Raw genomic sequence first — 19172 nt, forward strand, 5'->3', positions numbered from 1 at the left:
GCGTCAGGCGTCGATGCGATCCGCTTCGAGCGCGTAAGCACCCTCGATGATGAACTCCTTACGGGGGGCCACTTCGTTGCCCATGAGGACCTCGAAGACGCGCTCAGCCGCTTCCGCATCGTCGACGGTGAGCCTGCGCAGCATCCGGTGCTTCGGGCTCATCGTGGTGTCTGCCAGCTGGTCCGCGTCCATTTCGCCCAGGCCCTTGTAGCGCTGCGGCTCCTTGAACTTCTGTCCCCGCTTGGTGAGTTCGAGCGACTTGCGCTGGTACTCGGCATCTGAGTACGTGTAGATGTACTTGTCGTAGCCCTTCTTGGGGTTGATCAGCTCGAACCGGTGCAGGGGCGGAACGGCTGAGAACACGCGGCCGGCCTCCACGAGGGGGCGCATGTAGCGGAAGAAGAGCGTGGCGAGCAGGCAGCGGATGTGGGCGCCGTCGGAATCCGCGTCCGCCATGAAGATGACCTTGCCGTAGCGGGCCGAATCCACATCGAAGGAGCGGCCGGAACCGGCGCCCACCACCTGGATGATCGAGGCGCATTCGGCGTTCTTGAGCATGTCGCCGATGGAGGCCTTCTGCACGTTGAGGATCTTGCCCCGGATGGGCAGCAGCGCCTGGAACTCCGAATTGCGGGCCACGTTCGCGGTGCCCAGTGCGGAGTCGCCCTCCACGATGAACAGCTCCGTGCTGTCAACTCCGGTGGAGCGGCAGTCCTTCAGCTTGGGCGGCAACGTAGAGGATTCGAGGGCATTCTTGCGCCGCTGGGTCTCCCGGTGCGCGCGGGCCTGCACGCGCGTGCGCGCGGCCGAGACCACCTTCTCCTGTAGGGCGCGGGCCATCTGGCGCGTCTTGGGGGCGGTGAGGAACTTGCCCATCTCCGACTCCACGACGCGGGCCACCAGCCGGTTGACGGCGGGCGTGCCCAGCACCTCCTTGGTCTGCCCCTCGAACTGCGGCTCGGCCAGACGCACCGTCACCACGGCGGTCATGCCCTCGACGCAGTCTTCCTTGACCACCTCTTCGCCGGCCTTCAGGAGCCCGCGGGTCCCCTCGTAGGACTTGACCAGCGCTCGGGTCAGGCCCCGCTCGAAGCCCTGCACATGGGTGCCCCCCTTCGGGGTGGCGATGATGTTCACGAACGACTTCAGCACCGTGTCGTAGCCGGTGCCCCAGCGCAGCGCGATGTTCACGTCGAGGTCGCGTTCCACGTCGGTGGGTGTCATCGCGCCACTGGCGTCGAGCATGGGCACGGTCTCCACGAAGGAGTCCCTGCCCTCCAGCCGGATGATTTCGGTGAGCGCGGCGTCCGGCGCGAGGAAATCAGCGAACTCGGTGATCCCGCCCACGTGCAGGAACGTTTCGACGACGGGTTCGCCGCCGCGCGCATCCGTGACCTCGATCTTGAGGCCAGGCACCAGGAAGGACGTCTGACGCGCGCGGTCGTGAAGGTGGCGGAGGGACAGTTCCGCGTCTGCGAGGAAGATCTGCCGGTCCGGCCAGTACCGCACCCGGGTGCCCGATGTGGCCTTGGCCACTTTCTTGATCTTGCGGATGCCGCTGGTGGGGGTGAAGTTCGCATCGGGGCCTTCGCCGTCGAAGATGCCGGGGACACCGCGGCGGAAGCTCATCTCCCAGGTGCTTCCGTCGCGGTCCACCTGGACATCCAGGCGCGACGACAGCGCGTTGACGACGGAGGCGCCGACACCGTGCAGGCCGCCGGTTGCCGTGTAGGACGAGTTGCCGAACTTGCCGCCGGCATGCAGCTTGGTGAAGACCACTTCGACGCCGCTGAGCCCGGTGCGGGGCTCCTTGTCCACCGGCACACCGCGGGCGTGGTCGTGCACGCTCACGGAACCGTCGGCGCCCAGGGTCACCTCGATCTCCTCGCCGAAGCCAGCCAGCGCCTCGTCCACGGCGTTGTCGATGATCTCCCAGAGGCAGTGCATGAGGCCGCGGGTGTCCGTCGAGCCGATGTACATGGCCGGCCGCTTGCGCACGGCCTCGAGCCCTTCGAGGACGAGAAGGTTCTTCGCCTCATAATCACGGGACAGCGGTGGGGTCTTCGGGGTCTGCACCCAGACAGGTTACCCGTGCGCACCGACTGACCGGGTCAGTGAAACGCGGCCGCGACGTCCAGGGAACATTCCGCCCCCCGGGTACGTTGATTCATGAGAAGGTAAGAAAGATAAGGCAGGAGGCCATGATGACCGAACTCGCAACGGATCCCACCCTGACCGCTGTCGATCGCTGCGATCGCTGCGGCGCCCAGGCCTACCTGCGCGTATTCCTCCAGTCCGGCGGTGAGCTGCTGTTCTGCGCCCACCACGCCGCTGCCCACAAGGAGAAGCTCCTTGAGGTGGCCAGCCGGATCCAGGACGAAACCAGCAGGCTCAACCGGAACTGAGCCAGCGCTGGATGAGGGCCCGCGCAAGCGAGGCCCCAGCAGGGAGGATCACCTCACCCGCAGCCAAGGCGGCGGCGAGATCTGACCGGGTGTAATACGCACCCTCAGAGATCTCGTCGCCGTCCACTGTTATCTGCGCATCTTCGGCACGGGCCTGGAACCCGAGCATCAATGAACGAGGCATCGGCCACGGCTCGGAACCGAAGTACGTCAGGGACGTCAGCCGTGCCCCCACCTCTTCGTGCACCTCGCGGTGCACCGCCTGTTCGACAGACTCACCCGCTTCGATGAACCCTGCGATGACCGAGATACGTCCGTGCGCCCACTGCGCCTGCCTGGCCAGCAGCAGCCTGTCGTCGGGATCTGTGACCGCCACGATGACGCACGGGTCGATGCGGGGGAACTGGAGTGCTCCGCAGCCGGTGCAGATGCGCCGGGCACCGGCCTGATCCGGCCTGGTGCCCGAACCACAGTTCTCGCACGGCGGTTGCCCGGCGTGCCACCGGGCGAGCGCGACGCCGGTGGCCAACGGGTCCAGTGAATCCGGATGGGTGTCACGCCAACTCATGGCCTCGCCAGAGACGGCGTCGACGCCGCGGGCGAACCAGGCCACACCGTCGACGATGCCCAACAGGATGTCTTCAGGCTGCCGCTCCCCCGGTGACCGGAGTGCGCGCGGGCGTCCCTGCTCCGACGCGATGGCGCCCTGGGCGTCCACCTCGACGACCACGGCGCCCCTCCACAGGGCCTCCACTTCAGCTGCACCGCGCCCGATCGGCAGCCGGTCCAGCGGGGAGCGACCCAGCCACCTGCTCATGAATCAGCAACCTCCAGCGCCCCGTCGACGAGGCCGACGGGGGCCTCCACGAACCGCAACTGGTCCGTCAGCACATGGTAGAACGCCGCACCCACGACAGCCGGGTCCACTCCACGGGCCTCCGCCCAGGCCTGCCGGTACACCGCGAGTTGTAGGGGATCTGCTGCCTGGTTGGAGGTCTTCCAGTCCACGACCAGGTACTCGAGCCCGTCCCGGGGCCAGGCGTAGACAGCGTCGATGCGACCGCGCAGCACGTGAGGGCCGCGGCGCATGAGGAACGGCACCTCGACGCCCATCGGCATCCGGTGCGCGAACTGACCGGCCTCGAAAGCCTCGATGAGCCTGGTGAGTTCCCCCGTGGCCACCGTGGGTTGAGCCTCCAGTTCCTCCAGCGAGGCGGGGAGCAGGAAGCGTTCCTGAAGCCATTCATGGAACCTGGAACCCACGCGGGCGGCCGTCGAAGGTCTGCGGGGCATGCGCCGCAGCAGTCCGGCCGCGAACGCGCTCTGGTCCGTCTGCAGGGCGATCAGCGCGGTGGCTGACAGCCCGTCCGGCAGCGCCACCGAGCGGTCTCCGCGGCGCTGGGCCAGTTCGGTGAGGTGCCTGATGCTCTCGTCCCAGGCGGCGACAGTGGCGGCGTCCTCGTCCGCTACGACACCCGACTCCCACGTCCATCTCAGCTGCTCCTGTTCGGTGGCATCGGCCAGTTCGGTGGCCCGGGTGATGAGCTCAGCGGCCGACGCGCGCCGCGCGAGACCGGCCTCGTCGAGTTCGACGGGCCAGACGGCCCGGACCGGCTCTGCCGGAATGGGGTTGGTATCCGACGAGCGGGAGGCGTTGTCGAGATACGTGCCGGCCGCCTCGCAGAGTTCGCGGATCACGGTGAAGTACGCGGACTCTGCCCGGGGACGGATGTTGCCGGGCGTCCAGAGGTGGGCCGAGGCCAGCAACAGGCGTTTGGCGCGGGTGGCCGCGACGTACGCCAGCCGGTCCTCCGAGAGGCGGTGTTCGTCCTTCAGTGCGTCGCGGTACGCGTCGATGCCCTTCTTGGTGTGCTCCCCCAGTTGCGGAATCGAGCCCGCGTCGCCGCGCAGCGGCGCGGGCAGCACGTCGGCCCGCTGGGGCCACACCCCGGACCTCGACTCCGAGGGGAAGACCTTGTCCACCAGGCTGGGCAGGAACACCGTGTCCCACTCCAGGCCCTTGGCGCGGTGGACGGTCATGAGCTTGACCGAATCCTCCTCGCTGGGCACGGCCTGCATGAGGCCTTCGCCGTGTTCGGATTCGGCATCGAGGTAGGCGATCAGACCGGTGAGGCTGCCGTCGCCATCCACGTCGACATAGCTGGCCACCTCTGCGACGAACCTGGCGACCTGGGTGGTGTCGCCTCCGGTGGCGATGAGTTCGGCCTCCAACCCGAGGGTGGCGATCACTCTCGTGACGAGGTCTGCCACCGGCTCCGAGGCATGCCGGCGGAGGGTGGTGATCTCGTGGTGGAAGCGGCCGAGCCGTCGGCGTCCCTCCGCGCTCAGCGGCGCGTCCCCGGGGTCCGCCACTGCGTCGAGCAGACACACCACCTCGCCCGGGTCTGCCTGCGTGACGGCCCTGATGAGGTCGTCGCTCTCCAGGGGGTCGACGGCGGATTGCGTGGCCAGTTCGCGTGCCCGCGCCCCCAGCACCTCCATGTCGGTCAGCCCGAGGTTCCACCGCGGCCCGGTGAGCAGCATGGCAACCTCCGGGTTGGCCGTCACGTCGTCCAGCACGCGGAGGGTGGCGACGATGGGGGCCACTTCGGGAAGGCCCAACAGCCCACCGAGGCCGACGATCTCGACGGGCACGTCGCGGTCACGCAACGCCTCGAAGATGGGCGCCAGCGCCGCGTTGCGCCTGACCAACACGGCCTGGTCCTTCCAGGACCGGCCGTCGTCATGCTGCGCGATGACGGTCTCCGCCATCCAGTCGACCTCGTCGCGGAAGGTGTCGAACATGGCGGCTGCCACCGCGCCGGCCGGCGCCCCCTCAGGAGCCACGAGCGACACACCCTCCTCGCCCGGAGCGGCATGCAGCCCGGAAGCCAGCGAGTTGCCCACCTCCAGGATGCGGTGGCCGCTGCGCCGGTTGATGCTGAGCGTCTGACGTTCGGCGGGGGCACCGTCTGAGCGACGGAACTGGTGGGGGAACTCGAGGATGTTGCCTGAGGCGGCGCCCCGCCACCCGTAGATGGCCTGGTAGGGGTCTCCGACAGCGGTGACGGGGAAGCCCATCGCATCCGAGTGCACCGGCCCGGTGAAGAGACGCCGCAGCAGTTCGGCCTGGGCGGAGGACGTGTCCTGGTACTCGTCCAGGAGCACCACCCGGAACCGGTGGCGCAGTTCGCGGCCCACATCCGGGACCTCCGTGACGAGCCGGACGGATTCGCGCAACTGGTCCGCGAACTCGACGACGCCGAGACGGCGCTTGAGTTCCTGGTAGCGCATGACCAGCGAGAGGAGCTCGCGACGCTCCTCGGTCGCGTCCAGCGCCTTCGCCACGTCGCGCATGACCTTTCCCCGGAAGAGCGGCGCTTCGAGGAAGGCCTTCTCGCTCCGCGCCGACTGCTCGAGGATCTGGCGGGGGGTCACCAGGTGGGAGGCCATCTCCGCGTCCAGGGAGAGGACCCGTTCCGGGATGGAGTGGTGGCTGAGGCGGCTGATGCTCCGGAAGGGCCCCGGTGCATCCGCCACCACCCTCGTGGCGAGGCGGAACCGGCTGGCTCCGGTGATCATGACCGGGTCCCTGTCGATGCCGATGCGCAGGCCGAACTCGCTCACCAGGCGGGCGGCGAAGGAATCGTAGGTCATCACCAGTTCGGCGCCCTCGCCCTCCGCGCCGGTCAGCACCCTCGCGCGCGCGAGCGCATCAGCCACCCGTCCGGCCAATTCTGCCGCCGCCTTGCGGGTGAAGGTGAGTCCCAACACCTGTTCCGGACGGACCTGACCGGTGCCCACCAACCAGACCACCCGCGCGGCCATGACGGTGGTCTTCCCACTGCCTGCGCCGGCGATGATCACAGCCGGCTCGAGCGGCGCGGTGATGCACGCCAGCTGCTCGTCCGAGAACGGAATGTCCAGCGCGTCACAGAGTTGCTGAGGATCTGTGAACAGCCGGGAACGGATGGGGTGGATGGTCATCGGTGGCCTGCCTTCCCCGGCGCGGCGAGTGCCGGGCACGAAGCCTTGAACGGGCAGTAGCGACACGCGGTGCACTCGGCCGCCTCGAACCGGCCGCTGCGCAGGATGTCCACGGCCCTGGCGATCCTGTCGTGCACCCAGGTGGGCCCCACTGTGAGTTCCTCCCCCTCGATGGCCGGCACGTCGTCGATGGATGGCTGTTCCACCATCGACGGGAGCGTCTCACCGCCCCGCAGGAACATCAGTGCGGGCGGCGCGACGCCGGCACCCCGGCCCGCAACGTCGTTGAAGGCGCCCAGGCTGGCCGCCAGCTGGTAGATGCCGAGCTGCGGGTTGTCCACCACCTCCGGTGGCCGCTGCACCTTCCTGGCCGTCTTGAGGTCCACGACGCGGAGCCTGCCGTCGGCGGTGCGCTCGAGCCTGTCGACGGTGCCCCTGAGCACCACCCGTTCCCCTGCCACGTCCAGCCCCACTTCGAAGGACTTCTCGACGGCCAGGAGCTCGTGCGGGTTGGTGGTCTGGTAGTTCGCGAACCGCTCAACGGCGGCAAAGATCTCCGAGCGTTCAGTGGCCGACAACCACTCGGTCTCGAACGGGATCTTCTCCCAGACCTCATCCAGCCTGGCATGCATCTGTGCGGCGGTGAGCCCCTCGGTGGCGGCGTGCTTGGCCACGACGTGGACGACGTCACCCACCGAAGCGCGCGACTGCCGGGACGGCTCCGCCTGCGCTCGCCGCGAGAGGAACCACATGCGCGGGCAACTGAGCAACTGCGCCAGCGAGGACCCGTTGAGGTGGATGGGGCCACGGTGTTCGTGCGCCGTTCCGCTCGTGTCGCGCATCCCCCACCAGGTGCCGGGCGAGGCACCCGGGAAGGCCGACGCCCCGTCGGGGTTCTGCACCGTGGCCATGGCCGCGAGCCGCAGCGCCGCGGCGCGCCGGAGGCCCGGTGCCGCTGTCTCATCCGTCATGACCCGCCGCAGTTCGCCCACCAGGGCTGAAGCGGACAGGAGTTGGCCCGGCCGACCGGTGACGCGGTGGACCTCCACTCCGAGCTCACCGAGGAACCGGGAGGGGCGCCCACCCTCGCCGTCGACGCCCTGCACCGCCGAGACGTGCAGGCCGGCGCGGGCACGGCTACAGGCGACGTAGAAGAGTTGCCGCTCAACGGAGAGGTGTGATGCCTGCCCCGGGGCGGCGAGCCCATCAGGGCCGAGCCGATCCGGGTCCACGAGCAGCCCGGCGCGGGTCAGGCGGGGCCACAGCCCCTCTTGGACGCCGATCACCCAGACGCGCTCCCATTCGAGGCCGCGCGTGCGGTGCGCCGTCACCACCCGCACGCCACGGCCGCCGATGTCGAGTTCGCGGCCGGTGTCTGCCGGGATTTCCTGGCCGGACAGCTCAGCGATGAAGGTGCGCGCACCGGCGGCACCGCGCAGTTCATCTGCACGGGAGGCCTGTTCGAACAACTCGACCATGGCGTCCAGATCCGCGTCTGCCCGACGGGATCCGCGCAGCGCCCGCTCCCGCAGCTGCTCCGGCCACCCCGTTGCCGACCACAGGTGCCACAGCACCTCCTGCACCTCTGCGCCCCGCTCCGCCAGGGCCGTCCCCTCGGCCAGCAACCCGGCCAGCGCAGCGGCCTGGGCCGCTTCTGGGAGGTCGATGCCCTCCAGGAGCGACGGCTCGGAGAGAGACCGGCTGAGGAGCACCGCCGAGGTGCCATCAGCCCGGTGCCTGGCGAGGAGCGCGCGGCCCAGCCGTCGCTGGCCCACGCCGTCGAGGCCGCAGAGCGGCGAAGACAACAGCAGGCGGGTTTCGTCCGCCTCCGGAGCGCCACCGTCGGCGCAGATCCGCAGGGCGAGCAGCAACACGGACACAGCCGGTTGCTCGGCCAGCGCGATCTCATCGCCGGAGACATCGACGGGGACGCCCAGCCGGACGAGTTCCTTGGCCACGGCGCTCAGCTGAGCGCGCCCGGCCCGGGTCACCACCGCCAGGTCTGCCCAGGACAGACCCTCCTGCGCCACGGCGGATCTCAACTGCGCGGCGACGTGCGCCAGTTCCGCCGATTCGTTGTCGTAGACCGACACCGTGATGTCGCCGCCGCCGAGCACGGCCCCGAGGGGAGGCGAGGCCAGACGCTGATCGAGGCGTTGCCGCAGGACCTCCAGCGACTCCGCCAGCGCGGCCCGGCTCCGGAAGCCGCCCGTCAGCTGGGCCCGGCGGGCCCCCGGGAGGGCCGCCAGGTCTGCCATCGCGGTGGGGCTGGCGCCACGGTAGCCGCCGATCCGTGAGTGCGGATCCCCCACCGCCAACACTGGCAGGCCCAACTGGGCGAGGTCTCCGACGAGACCGACCTGTGCGTGGTCCGACTCGTGCGCGTCGTCGACGAGGACGGCGTCGAACGCGGCGCGCACTCCCCCGGCGACCGACTGCTCGGTGAGCAGCAGCCGCGTACGGTAGACGAGCTCGGCGTAATCCAGCGTGCCCGCGAAATCTGCGACGGTGAGGTATTCCTCGATGAAACCGGCGGCCGCCCGGAACAGTTCGTCGCCGCCCGCGGTGGCCATGGCCGCGATGGACTCCGCGTCGAGTGACAGCTGGCGCGCCCGCGCCAGCACCTCTCGCAGTTGCCGGGCGAACGCCCGGGTGCCGACCGCGGCCCTGAACTCGTCCGGCCAGGCCTCCGGGCCCATCCCCTCCAGAAGTTCGCGAATCCGGGCTTCCTGCTCCGGCGCCCGGAGCAGGCGCCAGGGGCTGTCCTCGTGGGGCCAGAACCGGCGCAGCAGGCCGAGGGACAGGCCGTGGATGGTGGTGACGTGCGCCTCGGTCTGTGCCCTGTCGAGCCTGCGGGTGATGTCACGGCGAAGCGTCTGCGCCGCGGCACGGGAGTGGGCCAACACGACCAGCCGCTCCAGAGCGGACCCCGCCGCGACCCTGGCCGCAGCCGCCTCCGTGATGAGGGTGGTCTTGCCCGAACCGGGCCCGCCGAGCACCACCGTCACACCGTTGGTGGGCCTCGCCAACTCCGCCTGTTCGGCCGTGAGGGCCGGCATGACGACATGGCGGGGCGGCACCACTCGGAAACTCATGGGCACCATGCAACCATCCTGGGGCGACAAATTCACACCGGACCCATGCCATGCTGGGATCAGGAGGTCGGGCATGAACGAGCGGATCACCACTGAGATCGACGGGTTGACGCTGAACCTGAGCAATCTGCACAAGCCGCTGTTCCCCAGCGGGTTCACCAAGGGCGAACTCATCAACTACTACGTTGAGATCTCCGAGGTCCTCCTCCCGCACCTGCGGGACCGGGCCCTGACCCGGGTGCGCTTCCCCGACGGCACCACCGGCGACTCGTTCTACGAGAAGAACGCCCCCGCCGGCACACCGGACTTCGTTCAGACCGTGGACGTCGCCACCAGCGCCGGCACGGTCAGCTACGTGACGGCCACCCAGCGGGCGGATCTCGCCTGGTTGGCGAACATCGCGTCGATCGAGTTGCACACGCCGCAGTGGCGCACGACGGAGGCGACCGCCCACGAGGAGGGAATCGTGATCGACGGCGAGGACGAACCCCGGGCGACGTCACTGGTTGTCGACCTCGACCCCGGTCCCGGCGTCACGCCGGACGAGATCGCCAAGGGCGCCATCATCGCCGCCACGACGTTGGCGGAGGTGGGGCTCGAGTCGCACCCCAAGAGCTCAGGGAACAAGGGGCTCCAGCTGACGGTGCCCATCGCGCCCACCCCTGCCTCGCAGGTGTACCAGTTCGCCCAGTCGTTGGCCCGGCACCTCGCCCGGCGGCATCCCAAGCGCTTCGTGGCCACCATGGCCAAGAACGCCCGGGCCGGGTTGGTCTTCGTCGACTTCGCCCAGAACCTCGCAGCCCGCAACACGGTGGTCGCCTATTCGGTCCGCGGCCTCGAGGTGCCCTCAGTGGCGACTCCCCTCACCTGGGAAGAGGTGGCGGCCCTGGGCCCCGACACGCCGGTCCGGACACATCCCACCGCCATGCTGGAGCGGGTGCAGAATCTAGGCGACCTCTGGCAGTCCACGCTGCCAACAGCCACGAGCCCGGCGCTGCCCGGCCCCCTCGCCTGACAGGATGGTGTTCATGACGGACCAGTCGACACCGCACCCCCGCTCCGAGCGCGCGCATTACGTGCGTGAGCCCGCCCCCTGGGTGGCCGGGTGCAGCGACGCGGGCCGGCGGCACCGCTCCAACCAGGACGCCATGTGCCTGGCGGTTCGGACAGAACCCCGCTCCGAGGCGGTGCTCGCGGTCGCCGACGGTGTCACCACCGCCCATGGTTCCGAACTGGCCTCCTTGGTGGCCACGGAGGCGACGGTCGAGACGCTGATCACCGCGCTGGGCGCCGGGACAGCAGCCAACGTGGCCTTCGTGCAGGCCTTCGCCGCCGCCAACGACGAGGTGCTCGCCGCGGCTGAAGACCCCTCGGCGTGCACGCTCATCGCGGCCGCGATCCTGCCCGGCATGATCGCCGTCGGCAACATCGGCGACTCCCGTGCCTACTGGTTCAGCGACGACGGCTCAACAGACCTCCTCTCAGTCGACGACTCCATGGCGCAGGCACGCATCATGCTGGGCATGTCCCGCGCCGACGCCGAGCAGTCCAACCAGGCGCACGCCATCACCAAGTGGCTGGGCCGCCAGGCGACCAACGTCACGCCGTCGGTCGTCACGCTCCAGCCCCAGAGCAACGGCTGGCTCATGCTCTGTACCGACGGGCTGTGGAACTACGCGAGTTCCCCGGAGGACATGTCGGCGCTTTTCAGCGCCTGCGTCAGCCGCTGCCCGAACCCTCCCGCGCTGGCCGAGTCGCTCGTCGCGTGGGCCAACGAGCAGGGCGGCAAGGACAACATCACCGTGGTGGTCGCACGCATCGAGCAGTGACGCCCGGCCCTTGGCGGCGCCGCTAGAGTTGGCCGCATGGAGATCAAGATCGGCATCACCGACGTCGCCCGCGAAGTCAGCATCGAGACCACTTCCTCGTCCGACGAGATCGTTCAGCAGTTGCGGGAAGCAATGGAGAACTCGGGGCTCCTGGAACTGACGGACGTGAAGGGTCGCCGGGTCGTGATCCCCGCCTCGCGCGTCGGCTACATCGACATCGGCAGCGCCAGCACGCGAACCGTAGGCTTCGGAGCGGTCTGAGTCACCGCCTGCGGTAGAGTGGGCCCTCGCGGGCGCACTCTGCCCGTCTCCGGTCGCGGCTCCCGCGCCGTGAGCTCACTCGAAAAGGTCAGTACCCTGAGCGACAACGAGATTGCAGGCAGCGACACGTTCGCTGACCTCGGCATCCACGAATCCATCACCTCGGCGTTGGCAGAGACGGGCATCGTCCATCCCTTCGCCATCCAGACGCTCGCCATCCCGCTCGCCCTGCAGGGCGCAGACGTGATCGGCCAGGCGCGCACCGGCACGGGCAAGACCCTCGCCTTCGGCGTCAGCCTGTTGCACCGCATGGTCACCCTGTCGGACGGCGAGAAGCCCGCGCACGGCAAGCCCCGTGCCCTCGTCGTGTGTCCCACCCGTGAACTCGCGCTGCAGGTCGGCCGCGACATGGACATGGCAGGCAAGCATCTCAAGATGCGCGTCCTCACCATCTACGGCGGCACCGGCTACGACGAGCAACTCGACACTCTCGCCACGGGCATCGACATCGCAGTCGGCACCCCTGGCCGCCTCCTGGACCTCGCAGACCGCGGGGCGCTCGACTTGGGCAACGTGCAGGTGCTCGTCCTCGACGAGGCCGACGAGATGCTCGATCTGGGCTTCCTGCCCGACATCGAGCGGCTCCTGCGCAAGACGCCCAAGAACCGCCAGACCCTGCTGTTCTCCGCGACCATGCCAGCGCCCATCCTGGCGCTGGCCCGCGCCACGCTGAACAAGCCCATCAACATCCGCGCCGAGGGCCACGACGCAAAGATGACGGTCCCGGACATCGAGCAGTTCGTGTACCAGGCCCATGACCTCGACAAGCCGGAAATGGTCGCCCGCCTGCTCCAGGGCCGCGAGACCACGAAGGTGATGGTCTTCTGCCGCACCAAGCGTGCCGCGCAGCGACTGACCGACGAACTGGTCGATCGCGGCTTCGCCGCCGCGTCCATCCACGGTGACCTCAACCAGCAGGCCCGCGAGCGTGCGTTGAAGAAGTTCCGCTCCGGCACCATCCAGGTGCTGGTGGCCACCGACGTCGCGGCCCGCGGTATCGACATCCCCGACGTGAGCCACGTCGTGAACTACGAATGCCCCGACACGGACGCCACCTACGTGCACCGCATCGGCCGTACCGGCCGCGCGGGCAACAACGGCGTATCCGTGACCCTCGTGGACTGGCAGGATCTGCACCGCTGGAAGATGATCGCCCAGATGCTGGACCTCGAGCTCGCGGAGCCGGCCGAGACCTACTCGTCATCACCGCACTTCTACACGGACCTCGACATCCCCGAGGGCACCAAGGGCCGAGTGCCCGGCACGATCGCGGCCAAGGAACGGGCTGAGACCAGCCTTCGCGGTACCGGCGAACGTCGGGGCAGCCAGCGCACCGCAGCCGAGGCCGGCGCCCCGCGTCGTCGCCGCCACCGCGCGACGGAGGCCGAGGGCGACCAGCCGGCGGCCCAGCCCGCGGCGGAGCGCAAGCCGCGACGTCGCCGCCGCCGCACCCGCGCCGGGGTTGAGGTCAAGCCCGAGAGCTGAGTCTCAGCTCAGTAGGACATCTGCATCGCCGACCGGACCTCATCGAGGGTCTGGTCGGCGATTGCGTTGGCCCTCTCATTGCCCGCGGCGAGCACGGCCTGCAGGTGGCCGGGGTCAGCCTCGAGCTCCGCGCGGCGGGCACGGATGGGGGCGAAGTACTCGTTGACTGCTTCCGTGACGAGCTTCTTGAGCCCGCCGCCACCACCGTCGCCGACCTCGGCCGCAACGTCCTCCGGCTCCCTGCCGAGGCACAGCGCTGCGAGGTTCACCAGGTTGGACACCTCAGGACGGTTCGCCGGATCATAGGCGATGTGGCGGTCCGAGTCCGTGACGGCGCGCTTCAGCAGCTTGGCGGTCTCGTCGGCGCTCATCCGCAGCTCGATGGTGTTGCCCTTGGACTTCGACATCTTCGTGCCGTCCAGGCCGAGCACCGTGCCGGACTTCGAGAGCAACGCCTCCGGCTCCGGGAACACCGGCCTCGACGCGTCCGCCCGGCCGTACCGCTCGTCGAAGCGACGGGCGATCACGCGCGCCTGCTCGATGTGCGGCAACTGGTCCTTGCCCACGGGCACCAGGTTGGCCCTGCAGAAGAGGATGTCGGCCGCCTGGTGCACCGGGTAGGTGAGCATGAGGCCCGACATGGGGCGCTCGCCCGTGTCGTCGAGTTCAGACTTCACGGTGGGGTTGCGCCGCAGCTCGGCGTCGGTCACGACGGAGAGGAAGGGCAGCATCAGCTGGTTGAGGGCGGGCACCGACGAGTGGGTGAAGATCGTCACATCGGCCGGGTCCAGGCCGATGGCCAGGTAATCGGTGAGCAACGAGTAGACCCGCTCGCGCAGGGGGCCCACGCCATCGCGGTCCGTGATCACCTGGTAGTCGGCGATGATGACGAAGGTCTCCACGCCCCGCCGTGCCAGCCGGACGCGGTTCTGCAGCGAACCGAAGAAGTGGCCGATGTGCAGGTGCCCGGTGGGGCGGTCGCCGGTGAGGATACGGAACTGCGACGGATCCTTGGCGAGGGCCGCTTCGATCTCCTTGCTGCGCGCGGTTGACCGTGCGAGCGACGCGTCGATGTCGAGGGAGATCTCTTCGGTGGACATAGGGTTAACCTGCCTGGGGTGAGTGGGTGTGGCCCAAGCTTAGCCAACCGTGCAGGCTCAGACGATCTGGCCGCCCCTGCGCCTGACCCGGGCGAGCAGGTCGCGGAAGGCGGACGTGCGCGTCAGGTTGGCGCCGAGTGGGTTGTTCTTCTTGCCCAGGCCGTGGTAGTCGCTCGAGCCCGTGCGCAGCAGCCCGAGGCGGCCACCCATCTCGAACAGGAGTGAGCGGGCGTCGTCGTCGTGGTCCGGGTGGTCCACCTCGATGCCCTCCAACCCGTAGTCCCGCACGAGTTGCTCGAGGTAGGGCGCGTCGATGACCTCACGTCCCTTGCGCGCCCACGGATGGGCGATGACGGCGACACCCTTGGCGCCGTGGATCAGTTCGATCGCCCGCTCGAGCGACGCCGCATACCGCTTCACGTAACCGGGCCGGTCCTCGTCGAGCCACACCCTGAAGGCCTCGTCACGGTCTGCGATGTAGCCCTTGGCCACCATCGCATCCGCCACGTGGGGACGGCCGACGGCCGGCGCGCCCATCGCCACCCGGTTGACGTCGTCGATGGTCAGCTCCAGACCTGCGGCGTTGAGCTTCTCGATCATCATCGGCAGGCGGTGGCTGCGGCCGTGCCGGATCCGCGCCAGTTCCTCGCCCAGGTCACGGTCGTAGATGTCGCAGCCGTACCCCAGCAGATGGACCGCGCGACCCTCCACCTCTGTGGACATCTCGATCCCGCACAGGACCTTCAAACCGATGCGCTTGCCTGCCTCCTGCGCCTCGAGAACTCCGCCGAACGTGTCGTGGTCTGTCAGCGCGATGGCGTCGAGCCCCGCCTGGAACGCCTTCATCACCAGCGTTGTCGGCGTGTCGGTGCCGTCCGAGACGCGCGAATGAGTGTGCAGGTCGATTCTCATGGCCCTCATCCTAGGGACTGGCGAACCCGCTTTTGGCTGGCCGTGGATAAGTCTCACGGGCAAGTAGTCTGGGGTCATGGATCTGGACTACACCCACACTTATGCCGCAGACCCCGAGCGCGTCGTCGGTCTCCTCCGCAATGAGGACTTCATCGCCGATGTCGCTGTGCACGCCGGTGCCACCGAGCACAGCGTCGACATCACCCCGGACGCGACGACGCTGATCATGTCGCTGCCGGTCCCTGCCTCCATCGCCAAGTTCATCGGTTCCTCCATGAAGCTCAAGCAGGTGTTCCGCTTCGGCGATGTGGCCGCAGACGGCAGCGTCCGCGGCACCGTGGACGTGGACGTCCCCGGAATGCCCGTGGACGTGACGGCCGACGCCGAGATGCTGCCCCAGGGCGACGGCACCACGCAGGGCCGCTACACCGGTGACCTGAAGGTGAAGATCCCGCTGGTGGGCAAGAAGGTCGAGGCCCAGGTCGAGCCGTACATCCGTGATGCCTTCGCCGGCCTGGAGCGCCGCGCGGCAGATTGGCTCAGCCGCTGACGTGAGACGGCGGCCTCAGCCGGCCTTGCTAGATGAGGCCTCCTCACGCCGCTTCTTCGCGGCCTCGACGGAGGCCTTGAGTGCGGACATGAGGTCGATGACGTCGCCCGTCGGTGCGGACCGGTCGGTCTGCTCAGGCAACTCGGCGCCCGCAAGCTTCGCCTCGACGACCTCGAGGAGCGCGGCGCGGTAGGAGTCCGTGTAGGCCTCCGGGTCGAACTCGCCCTCCAGCTGCGCGATGAGGAGCTTGGCCATCTCGATCTCCGCGTCAGAGATCTTGACCTCCTGCGACGGAGCGGCGAACTCGCCGTTACGCAGTTCATCCGGCCAGTACATGGTGTGCATCAGCAGGAGGTCGCCCTGCGCGCGGATCAGCGCCAGGGATTCGCGGCTGCGCAACGCTACCTTGACCACGGCAACCTTGTTCTCCTTGGCGAGCGCCTCGCGCAGCAGCACGTAAGGCTTCTGGCCTGCTGCCTCCGCCTCGAGGAAGTACGTGCGCTGGAAGAACGTGGGATCCACCTCGTGCTCGTCCACGAACTGCACCACGTCGACGCTCTTGAGCGTGCTCAGGGGGAGGTTCTCGAAATCTTCATCCGTCAGGATGGCAAGGCGCCCGTCTGCAGCCTCATACCCTTTGGCGATGTCCGCGAACTGGACCACCTCGCCGCACTTCTCACACACGCGCTGGTAGCGGATGCGGCCCCCGTCGGTGGAATGCACCTGCCGGAAGCTGATGTCCTTGTCCTCCGTGGCCCCGTAGAGCTTCACCGGGATGGAGACCAACCCGAAGGACACCGAGCCTTTCCAGATTGAGCGCGGCATGTCAGCTACCTCCCTGGTATTCGACCTTGTCATTCCAGAGTAGTTCGTGGTTCTCGAGCAGCGCCTGCACCTGCGGCTGTCCCCAGGCCTGGTCGATGGTGAGCCCTTTTGAGATGGCTGCGGCGTCTGCGACGTCCACCCCTGGCTCCTCGCTGAACCAGGCGATCATGGCGCGTGGCGGGCACTGCGCGAGCACGATCTGGCCGTTGGCCGGGTCCTCGCCGGGCAGCACCGCTGCCTCATCAACCTCTGCCACGACGATGGTGCGCTCCCCGTGGTGGGCCAGACCTGCCACCGAGGCGAGCACCATGGCGGCGTGTTCGGCCGCTTCGGACTCATCCTCGCCGTACTCCAGCTCCGCCAACAGTTCGGGCGTGACGGTGTAGGCCGTCCGGTTCTCGACGGCGGGCTCGCCCCGGAGCATGCCGAGCTCGTCCGACGCGATGGGGATGAACACCAGTTGACGCTTCACGGACCCCACCCTAGTCCCGCACTGTGACACAGAGGAGGGGTCTGCTGCGCGGGCCCCGGAATTCGGGGTAGGTTCGAGCTGCCATGAAGCTCTTGTCACGCCTCGTCGTCGTGTTCCTCACCGCCGTCACGCTGGTCGCCTGCGGCGCGCCGGCCTCCGCTCCCCCGCAGACCATCGAGCTGGAGATCACGGACCCGCCCGGCGCGACCCAACGGATCGAGGTGGCGCTCGGGGCGGAGGTCACGATGCGCATCACCACGGCCATCGCGGACCACGCCCATCTGCACGGCTATGAGCTGGAGGAGTTCACGGAGCCGGGACAGACCATCGAGTGGACCTTCACCGCCGACATGGCGGGCAGTTACGAACTCGAGTCCCACACGTCCGACAGCATCTGGGCAGACTTGGTGGTGTCGTGATTCCGCTGCACGGGATCGCCTCACGCTCAGACTTGCCCCTCCCATTCCCTCTGGTGGTGGCCGGCGGGGCCGTCGTGCTGATCATCACATTCTGGGTGGCGATCTTCGCGTGGAAGCGGCCCCGTTTCCAGCAACAGCAGGGGCGCGACATGCCGCGGCTCACGCGCTTCGTCGACTCCCCCGTGGTCTCCCGCACGCTGAGGGTCATCGTCGCCCTCATCTGGCTGCTGATGGCTGCGGCGCTGTTCTTCGGGGTCGACCGCATCGACAACCCCGTACTGGGCTTCGTCTACGTCCTGGTGTGGGTGGGGCTGGTCCCGCTGGCGCTGCTGTTCGGCGACGTCCACCGTCGCACGAACCCGCTGCGTCTCCTCCTCCGCTTCAGGGGCGCCACGGCCCCGGCGCCCTTCCAGTCGACGGCATCGGTGCTTCCCGCGGCCCTCGCGCTGTTGGCCTTCCTCTACCTCGAACTGGTCCAACCCGGCGGCGCCACCGTGCCTGTGCTCCGTTGGTTCGCCGTCGGCTGGCTCCTCTGGGTCACTGCGGGCGTGCTGCTGCGGGGCCCGCGCTGGATCCAGCAGGCAGAACCCTTTGAGGCCTATGCGACGACGGTGGCCCACATGTCGCCGTGGGCCCGCAACGCTCGCGGCGTCATCCTCTGGACCAATCCGGTGCGGAATCTGGCGTCCTGGCGCGCCCCTCGGCACCTGGCGCTGTTGGCCTCCGTGCTGCTGGGCGGCACCCTTTTCGATGCCCTCTCCAACACCGGCGTCTGGGTCCGCGGCACCCAGGAGCTGGACGGATGGCTCTGGCCCGTCAGCACTCTGGCGCTCCTGGCCGCCGTAACGCTCATCTACGGGCTGTTCTGGTTGGGTACCCGGCCGTACCGCGGGCTCTCGATGGATGCGCTCGCTCCCGGGCTCGTTCCGCTGGTGGTGGGCTACGCGCTCTCGCATTACGGCACCATGCTCTACCTCGAGGGCCAGCGCACCCTCATCCGGTTCAGTGACCCGTTGGGTCGTGGCTGGAACCTCTTCGGCACCATCGAAGCCGCACCGGACACTGCGCTGTTCATGTACCCGACGTTCATCGCCGTGGCGCAGGTGCTGCTCATCGTGGGCGGCCACGCTCTCGGCGTGCTGGTGACGCACGACATCGCTCTCCGGAGCGCCCCGGCCCAGTTGATGATCCATCTGCCCCTGCTCACCATGATGGTGGTCTTCACCATGGGCGGGCTGCTGCTGATGTTCGGAGGCTGAGCTTCACAGGGTGTTGTCCGACGGGGTCGAGGTGTTGTCCGGATCCGGCCAGGTGTTGTCCGTTGCCAGTGCGGTGTTGTCCGTTGCCCTGAAAGGCGTGACCCGGGAGAGGGCGGCCATCTAGCGTCTCCGGCATGAACCCCTCCAGCATCACGCCCCTGCGTCCGTCCCCCGCCCCCCAGCAGGCTCCGCCCCAGGCCGTCCGCCTGATCCACGTGCTCCTCGAAGCGATGGCAGGCCGGAGGGCCCTCCATCAGGTGCGGCCGTTGCTGTCGCCCACGTCGTTCATCCGGCTGGCGTCCTACGCCGACGCGGGGCTCTTCCGCCGGATGGCCATCGGGCCGCTCAAGACGCAGATGCCCACGCCCCGCGCGGTGGAGGCGACGGTGTCACTCCTCTGCGCCTCGCGCGTCATCAGCTGCGCGATCCGCCTCGACGTGCACCGGGACCGGTGGGTCTGCACGGAACTCGCCGTGCTGCGCCCGGCCGCCATGATGGCGGCCTGAGGATGCC

At 68.8% G+C, this 19172-nt stretch carries 17 protein-coding genes; 9 read left to right on the plus strand and 8 right to left on the minus strand.

Features of this window, described 5'->3' with window-relative positions; all coding sequences use genetic code 11:
* Positions 1-3: 3 nt before the first annotated feature.
* The gene (locus tag J7D54_RS07995) at positions 4-2076 is read right to left on the minus strand and encodes a type IIA DNA topoisomerase subunit B (RefSeq protein WP_182763431.1); all 2073 of its coding nucleotides are present in this window, start codon (positions 2074-2076) and stop codon (positions 4-6) included.
* Between the two features lie 128 nt (positions 2077-2204).
* On the opposite strand from J7D54_RS07995, the gene J7D54_RS08000 reads away from it, so the two are divergent.
* A complete protein-coding gene (locus J7D54_RS08000; protein WP_182763432.1) occupies positions 2205-2405 on the plus strand; it encodes a hypothetical protein in 201 nt (66 codons plus the stop codon).
* Here J7D54_RS08000 and nudC read toward each other — a convergent pair.
* Genes nudC through J7D54_RS08015 form a run of 3 tightly spaced genes read right to left on the minus strand, consistent with a single transcriptional unit; the run spans position 2392 to position 9487 of the window.
* Entirely contained in the window at positions 2392-3222 is an 831-nt protein-coding gene (gene nudC, locus J7D54_RS08005; protein ID WP_182763433.1) for an NAD(+) diphosphatase, read from the minus strand. The two genes, J7D54_RS08000 and nudC, sit on opposite strands and share 14 nt — an antisense overlap.
* Positions 3219-6392: an ATP-dependent DNA helicase gene (locus tag J7D54_RS08010; RefSeq protein ID WP_182763434.1), complete on the minus strand. Its 3174-nt coding sequence runs from the start codon at positions 6390-6392 to the stop codon at positions 3219-3221. The genes nudC and J7D54_RS08010 overlap by 4 nt, the downstream gene beginning before the upstream one ends.
* Entirely contained in the window at positions 6389-9487 is a 3099-nt protein-coding gene (locus J7D54_RS08015) for an ATP-dependent DNA helicase (RefSeq protein WP_182763435.1), read from the minus strand. The genes J7D54_RS08010 and J7D54_RS08015 overlap by 4 nt, the downstream gene beginning before the upstream one ends.
* A 73-nt stretch (positions 9488-9560) precedes the next feature.
* Here J7D54_RS08015 and ligD point away from each other — a divergent pair, with 73 nt between their 5' ends.
* From ligD to J7D54_RS08035, 4 genes are all read left to right on the plus strand, one after another.
* Positions 9561-10502, plus strand: a complete 942-nt coding sequence (ligD, locus tag J7D54_RS08020) for a non-homologous end-joining DNA ligase (RefSeq protein WP_182763436.1) — start codon at positions 9561-9563, stop codon at positions 10500-10502.
* A 13-nt stretch (positions 10503-10515) separates the two neighbouring features.
* On the plus strand, positions 10516-11316 hold the full coding sequence (locus J7D54_RS08025) for a PP2C family serine/threonine-protein phosphatase (protein ID WP_182763437.1): 801 nt from the start codon (positions 10516-10518) through the stop codon (positions 11314-11316).
* A gap of 36 nt (positions 11317-11352) precedes the next feature.
* A complete protein-coding gene (locus tag J7D54_RS08030) occupies positions 11353-11577 on the plus strand; it encodes a DUF3107 domain-containing protein (protein ID WP_182763438.1) in 225 nt (74 codons plus the stop codon).
* Positions 11578-11646: 69 nt separating this feature from the next.
* Positions 11647-13122, plus strand: a complete 1476-nt coding sequence (locus J7D54_RS08035; protein ID WP_245243913.1) for a DEAD/DEAH box helicase — start codon at positions 11647-11649, stop codon at positions 13120-13122.
* An 8-nt stretch (positions 13123-13130) separates the two neighbouring features.
* Here the strand turns inward: J7D54_RS08035 and trpS are convergent, their stop codons facing one another.
* Complete coding sequence (gene trpS / locus J7D54_RS08040) at positions 13131-14222, minus strand: tryptophan--tRNA ligase (protein WP_182763440.1); 1092 nt, start codon at positions 14220-14222, stop codon at positions 13131-13133.
* 57 nt (positions 14223-14279) lie between these two features.
* Positions 14280-15134 (minus strand): PHP domain-containing protein, encoded by an 855-nt coding sequence (locus J7D54_RS08045; RefSeq protein ID WP_182763441.1) that lies wholly within the window; start codon positions 15132-15134, stop codon positions 14280-14282.
* 76 nt (positions 15135-15210) lie between these two features.
* On the opposite strand from J7D54_RS08045, the gene J7D54_RS08050 reads away from it, so the two are divergent.
* Positions 15211-15684 (plus strand): DUF2505 domain-containing protein, encoded by a 474-nt coding sequence (locus J7D54_RS08050; RefSeq protein WP_076058715.1) that lies wholly within the window; start codon positions 15211-15213, stop codon positions 15682-15684.
* A gap of 15 nt (positions 15685-15699) precedes the next feature.
* Here J7D54_RS08050 and J7D54_RS08055 read toward each other — a convergent pair whose 3' ends face one another.
* The gene (locus J7D54_RS08055; protein ID WP_182763442.1) at positions 15700-16509 is read right to left on the minus strand and encodes a Ku protein; all 810 of its coding nucleotides are present in this window, start codon (positions 16507-16509) and stop codon (positions 15700-15702) included.
* Between the two features lies 1 nt (position 16510).
* Entirely contained in the window at positions 16511-16981 is a 471-nt protein-coding gene (locus tag J7D54_RS08060; RefSeq protein ID WP_182763443.1) for a hypothetical protein, read from the minus strand.
* Between the two features lie 83 nt (positions 16982-17064).
* Between J7D54_RS08060 and J7D54_RS08065 the strand changes: the two genes are divergently transcribed.
* The 3 genes from J7D54_RS08065 (at position 17065) to J7D54_RS08075 (ending at position 19165) form a co-directional block, all read left to right on the plus strand.
* On the plus strand, positions 17065-17400 hold the full coding sequence (locus J7D54_RS08065) for a hypothetical protein (RefSeq protein ID WP_182763444.1): 336 nt from the start codon (positions 17065-17067) through the stop codon (positions 17398-17400).
* 32 nt (positions 17401-17432) lie between these two features.
* A complete protein-coding gene (locus J7D54_RS08070) occupies positions 17433-18659 on the plus strand; it encodes a hypothetical protein (protein WP_182763445.1) in 1227 nt (408 codons plus the stop codon).
* A 134-nt stretch (positions 18660-18793) separates the two neighbouring features.
* Positions 18794-19165: an Rv3235 family protein gene (locus J7D54_RS08075; RefSeq protein WP_182763446.1), complete on the plus strand. Its 372-nt coding sequence runs from the start codon at positions 18794-18796 to the stop codon at positions 19163-19165.
* Positions 19166-19172: the final 7 nt, after the last annotated feature.

Source organism: Tessaracoccus sp. MC1865, assembly GCF_017815535.1.
Taxonomy (GTDB): Bacteria; Actinomycetota; Actinomycetes; order Propionibacteriales; family Propionibacteriaceae; genus Arachnia.

Excerpts from the sequence above, each read along its gene's own strand:
- ligD (WP_182763436.1), top strand. The coding sequence starts at position 9,561 with ATGAACGAGCGGATCACCACTGAGATCGACGGGTTGACGCTGAACCTG.
- J7D54_RS08050 (WP_076058715.1), top strand. The coding sequence starts at position 15,211 with ATGGATCTGGACTACACCCACACTTATGCCGCAGACCCCGAGCGCGTC.
- J7D54_RS08015 (WP_182763435.1), bottom strand. The coding sequence starts at position 9,487 with ATGAGTTTCCGAGTGGTGCCGCCCCGCCATGTCGTCATGCCGGCCCTC.
- J7D54_RS08045 (WP_182763441.1), bottom strand. The coding sequence starts at position 15,134 with ATGAGAATCGACCTGCACACTCATTCGCGCGTCTCGGACGGCACCGAC.
- J7D54_RS08025 (WP_182763437.1), top strand. The coding sequence starts at position 10,516 with ATGACGGACCAGTCGACACCGCACCCCCGCTCCGAGCGCGCGCATTAC.
- J7D54_RS08030 (WP_182763438.1), top strand. The coding sequence starts at position 11,353 with ATGGAGATCAAGATCGGCATCACCGACGTCGCCCGCGAAGTCAGCATC.
- J7D54_RS08000 (WP_182763432.1), top strand. The coding sequence starts at position 2,205 with ATGACCGAACTCGCAACGGATCCCACCCTGACCGCTGTCGATCGCTGC.
- trpS (WP_182763440.1), bottom strand. The coding sequence starts at position 14,222 with ATGTCCACCGAAGAGATCTCCCTCGACATCGACGCGTCGCTCGCACGG.
- J7D54_RS08010 (WP_182763434.1), bottom strand. The coding sequence starts at position 6,392 with ATGACCATCCACCCCATCCGTTCCCGGCTGTTCACAGATCCTCAGCAA.
- J7D54_RS08075 (WP_182763446.1), top strand. The coding sequence starts at position 18,794 with ATGAACCCCTCCAGCATCACGCCCCTGCGTCCGTCCCCCGCCCCCCAG.
- J7D54_RS08055 (WP_182763442.1), bottom strand. The coding sequence starts at position 16,509 with ATGCCGCGCTCAATCTGGAAAGGCTCGGTGTCCTTCGGGTTGGTCTCC.
- J7D54_RS08065 (WP_182763444.1), top strand. The coding sequence starts at position 17,065 with ATGAAGCTCTTGTCACGCCTCGTCGTCGTGTTCCTCACCGCCGTCACG.
- nudC (WP_182763433.1), bottom strand. The coding sequence starts at position 3,222 with ATGAGCAGGTGGCTGGGTCGCTCCCCGCTGGACCGGCTGCCGATCGGG.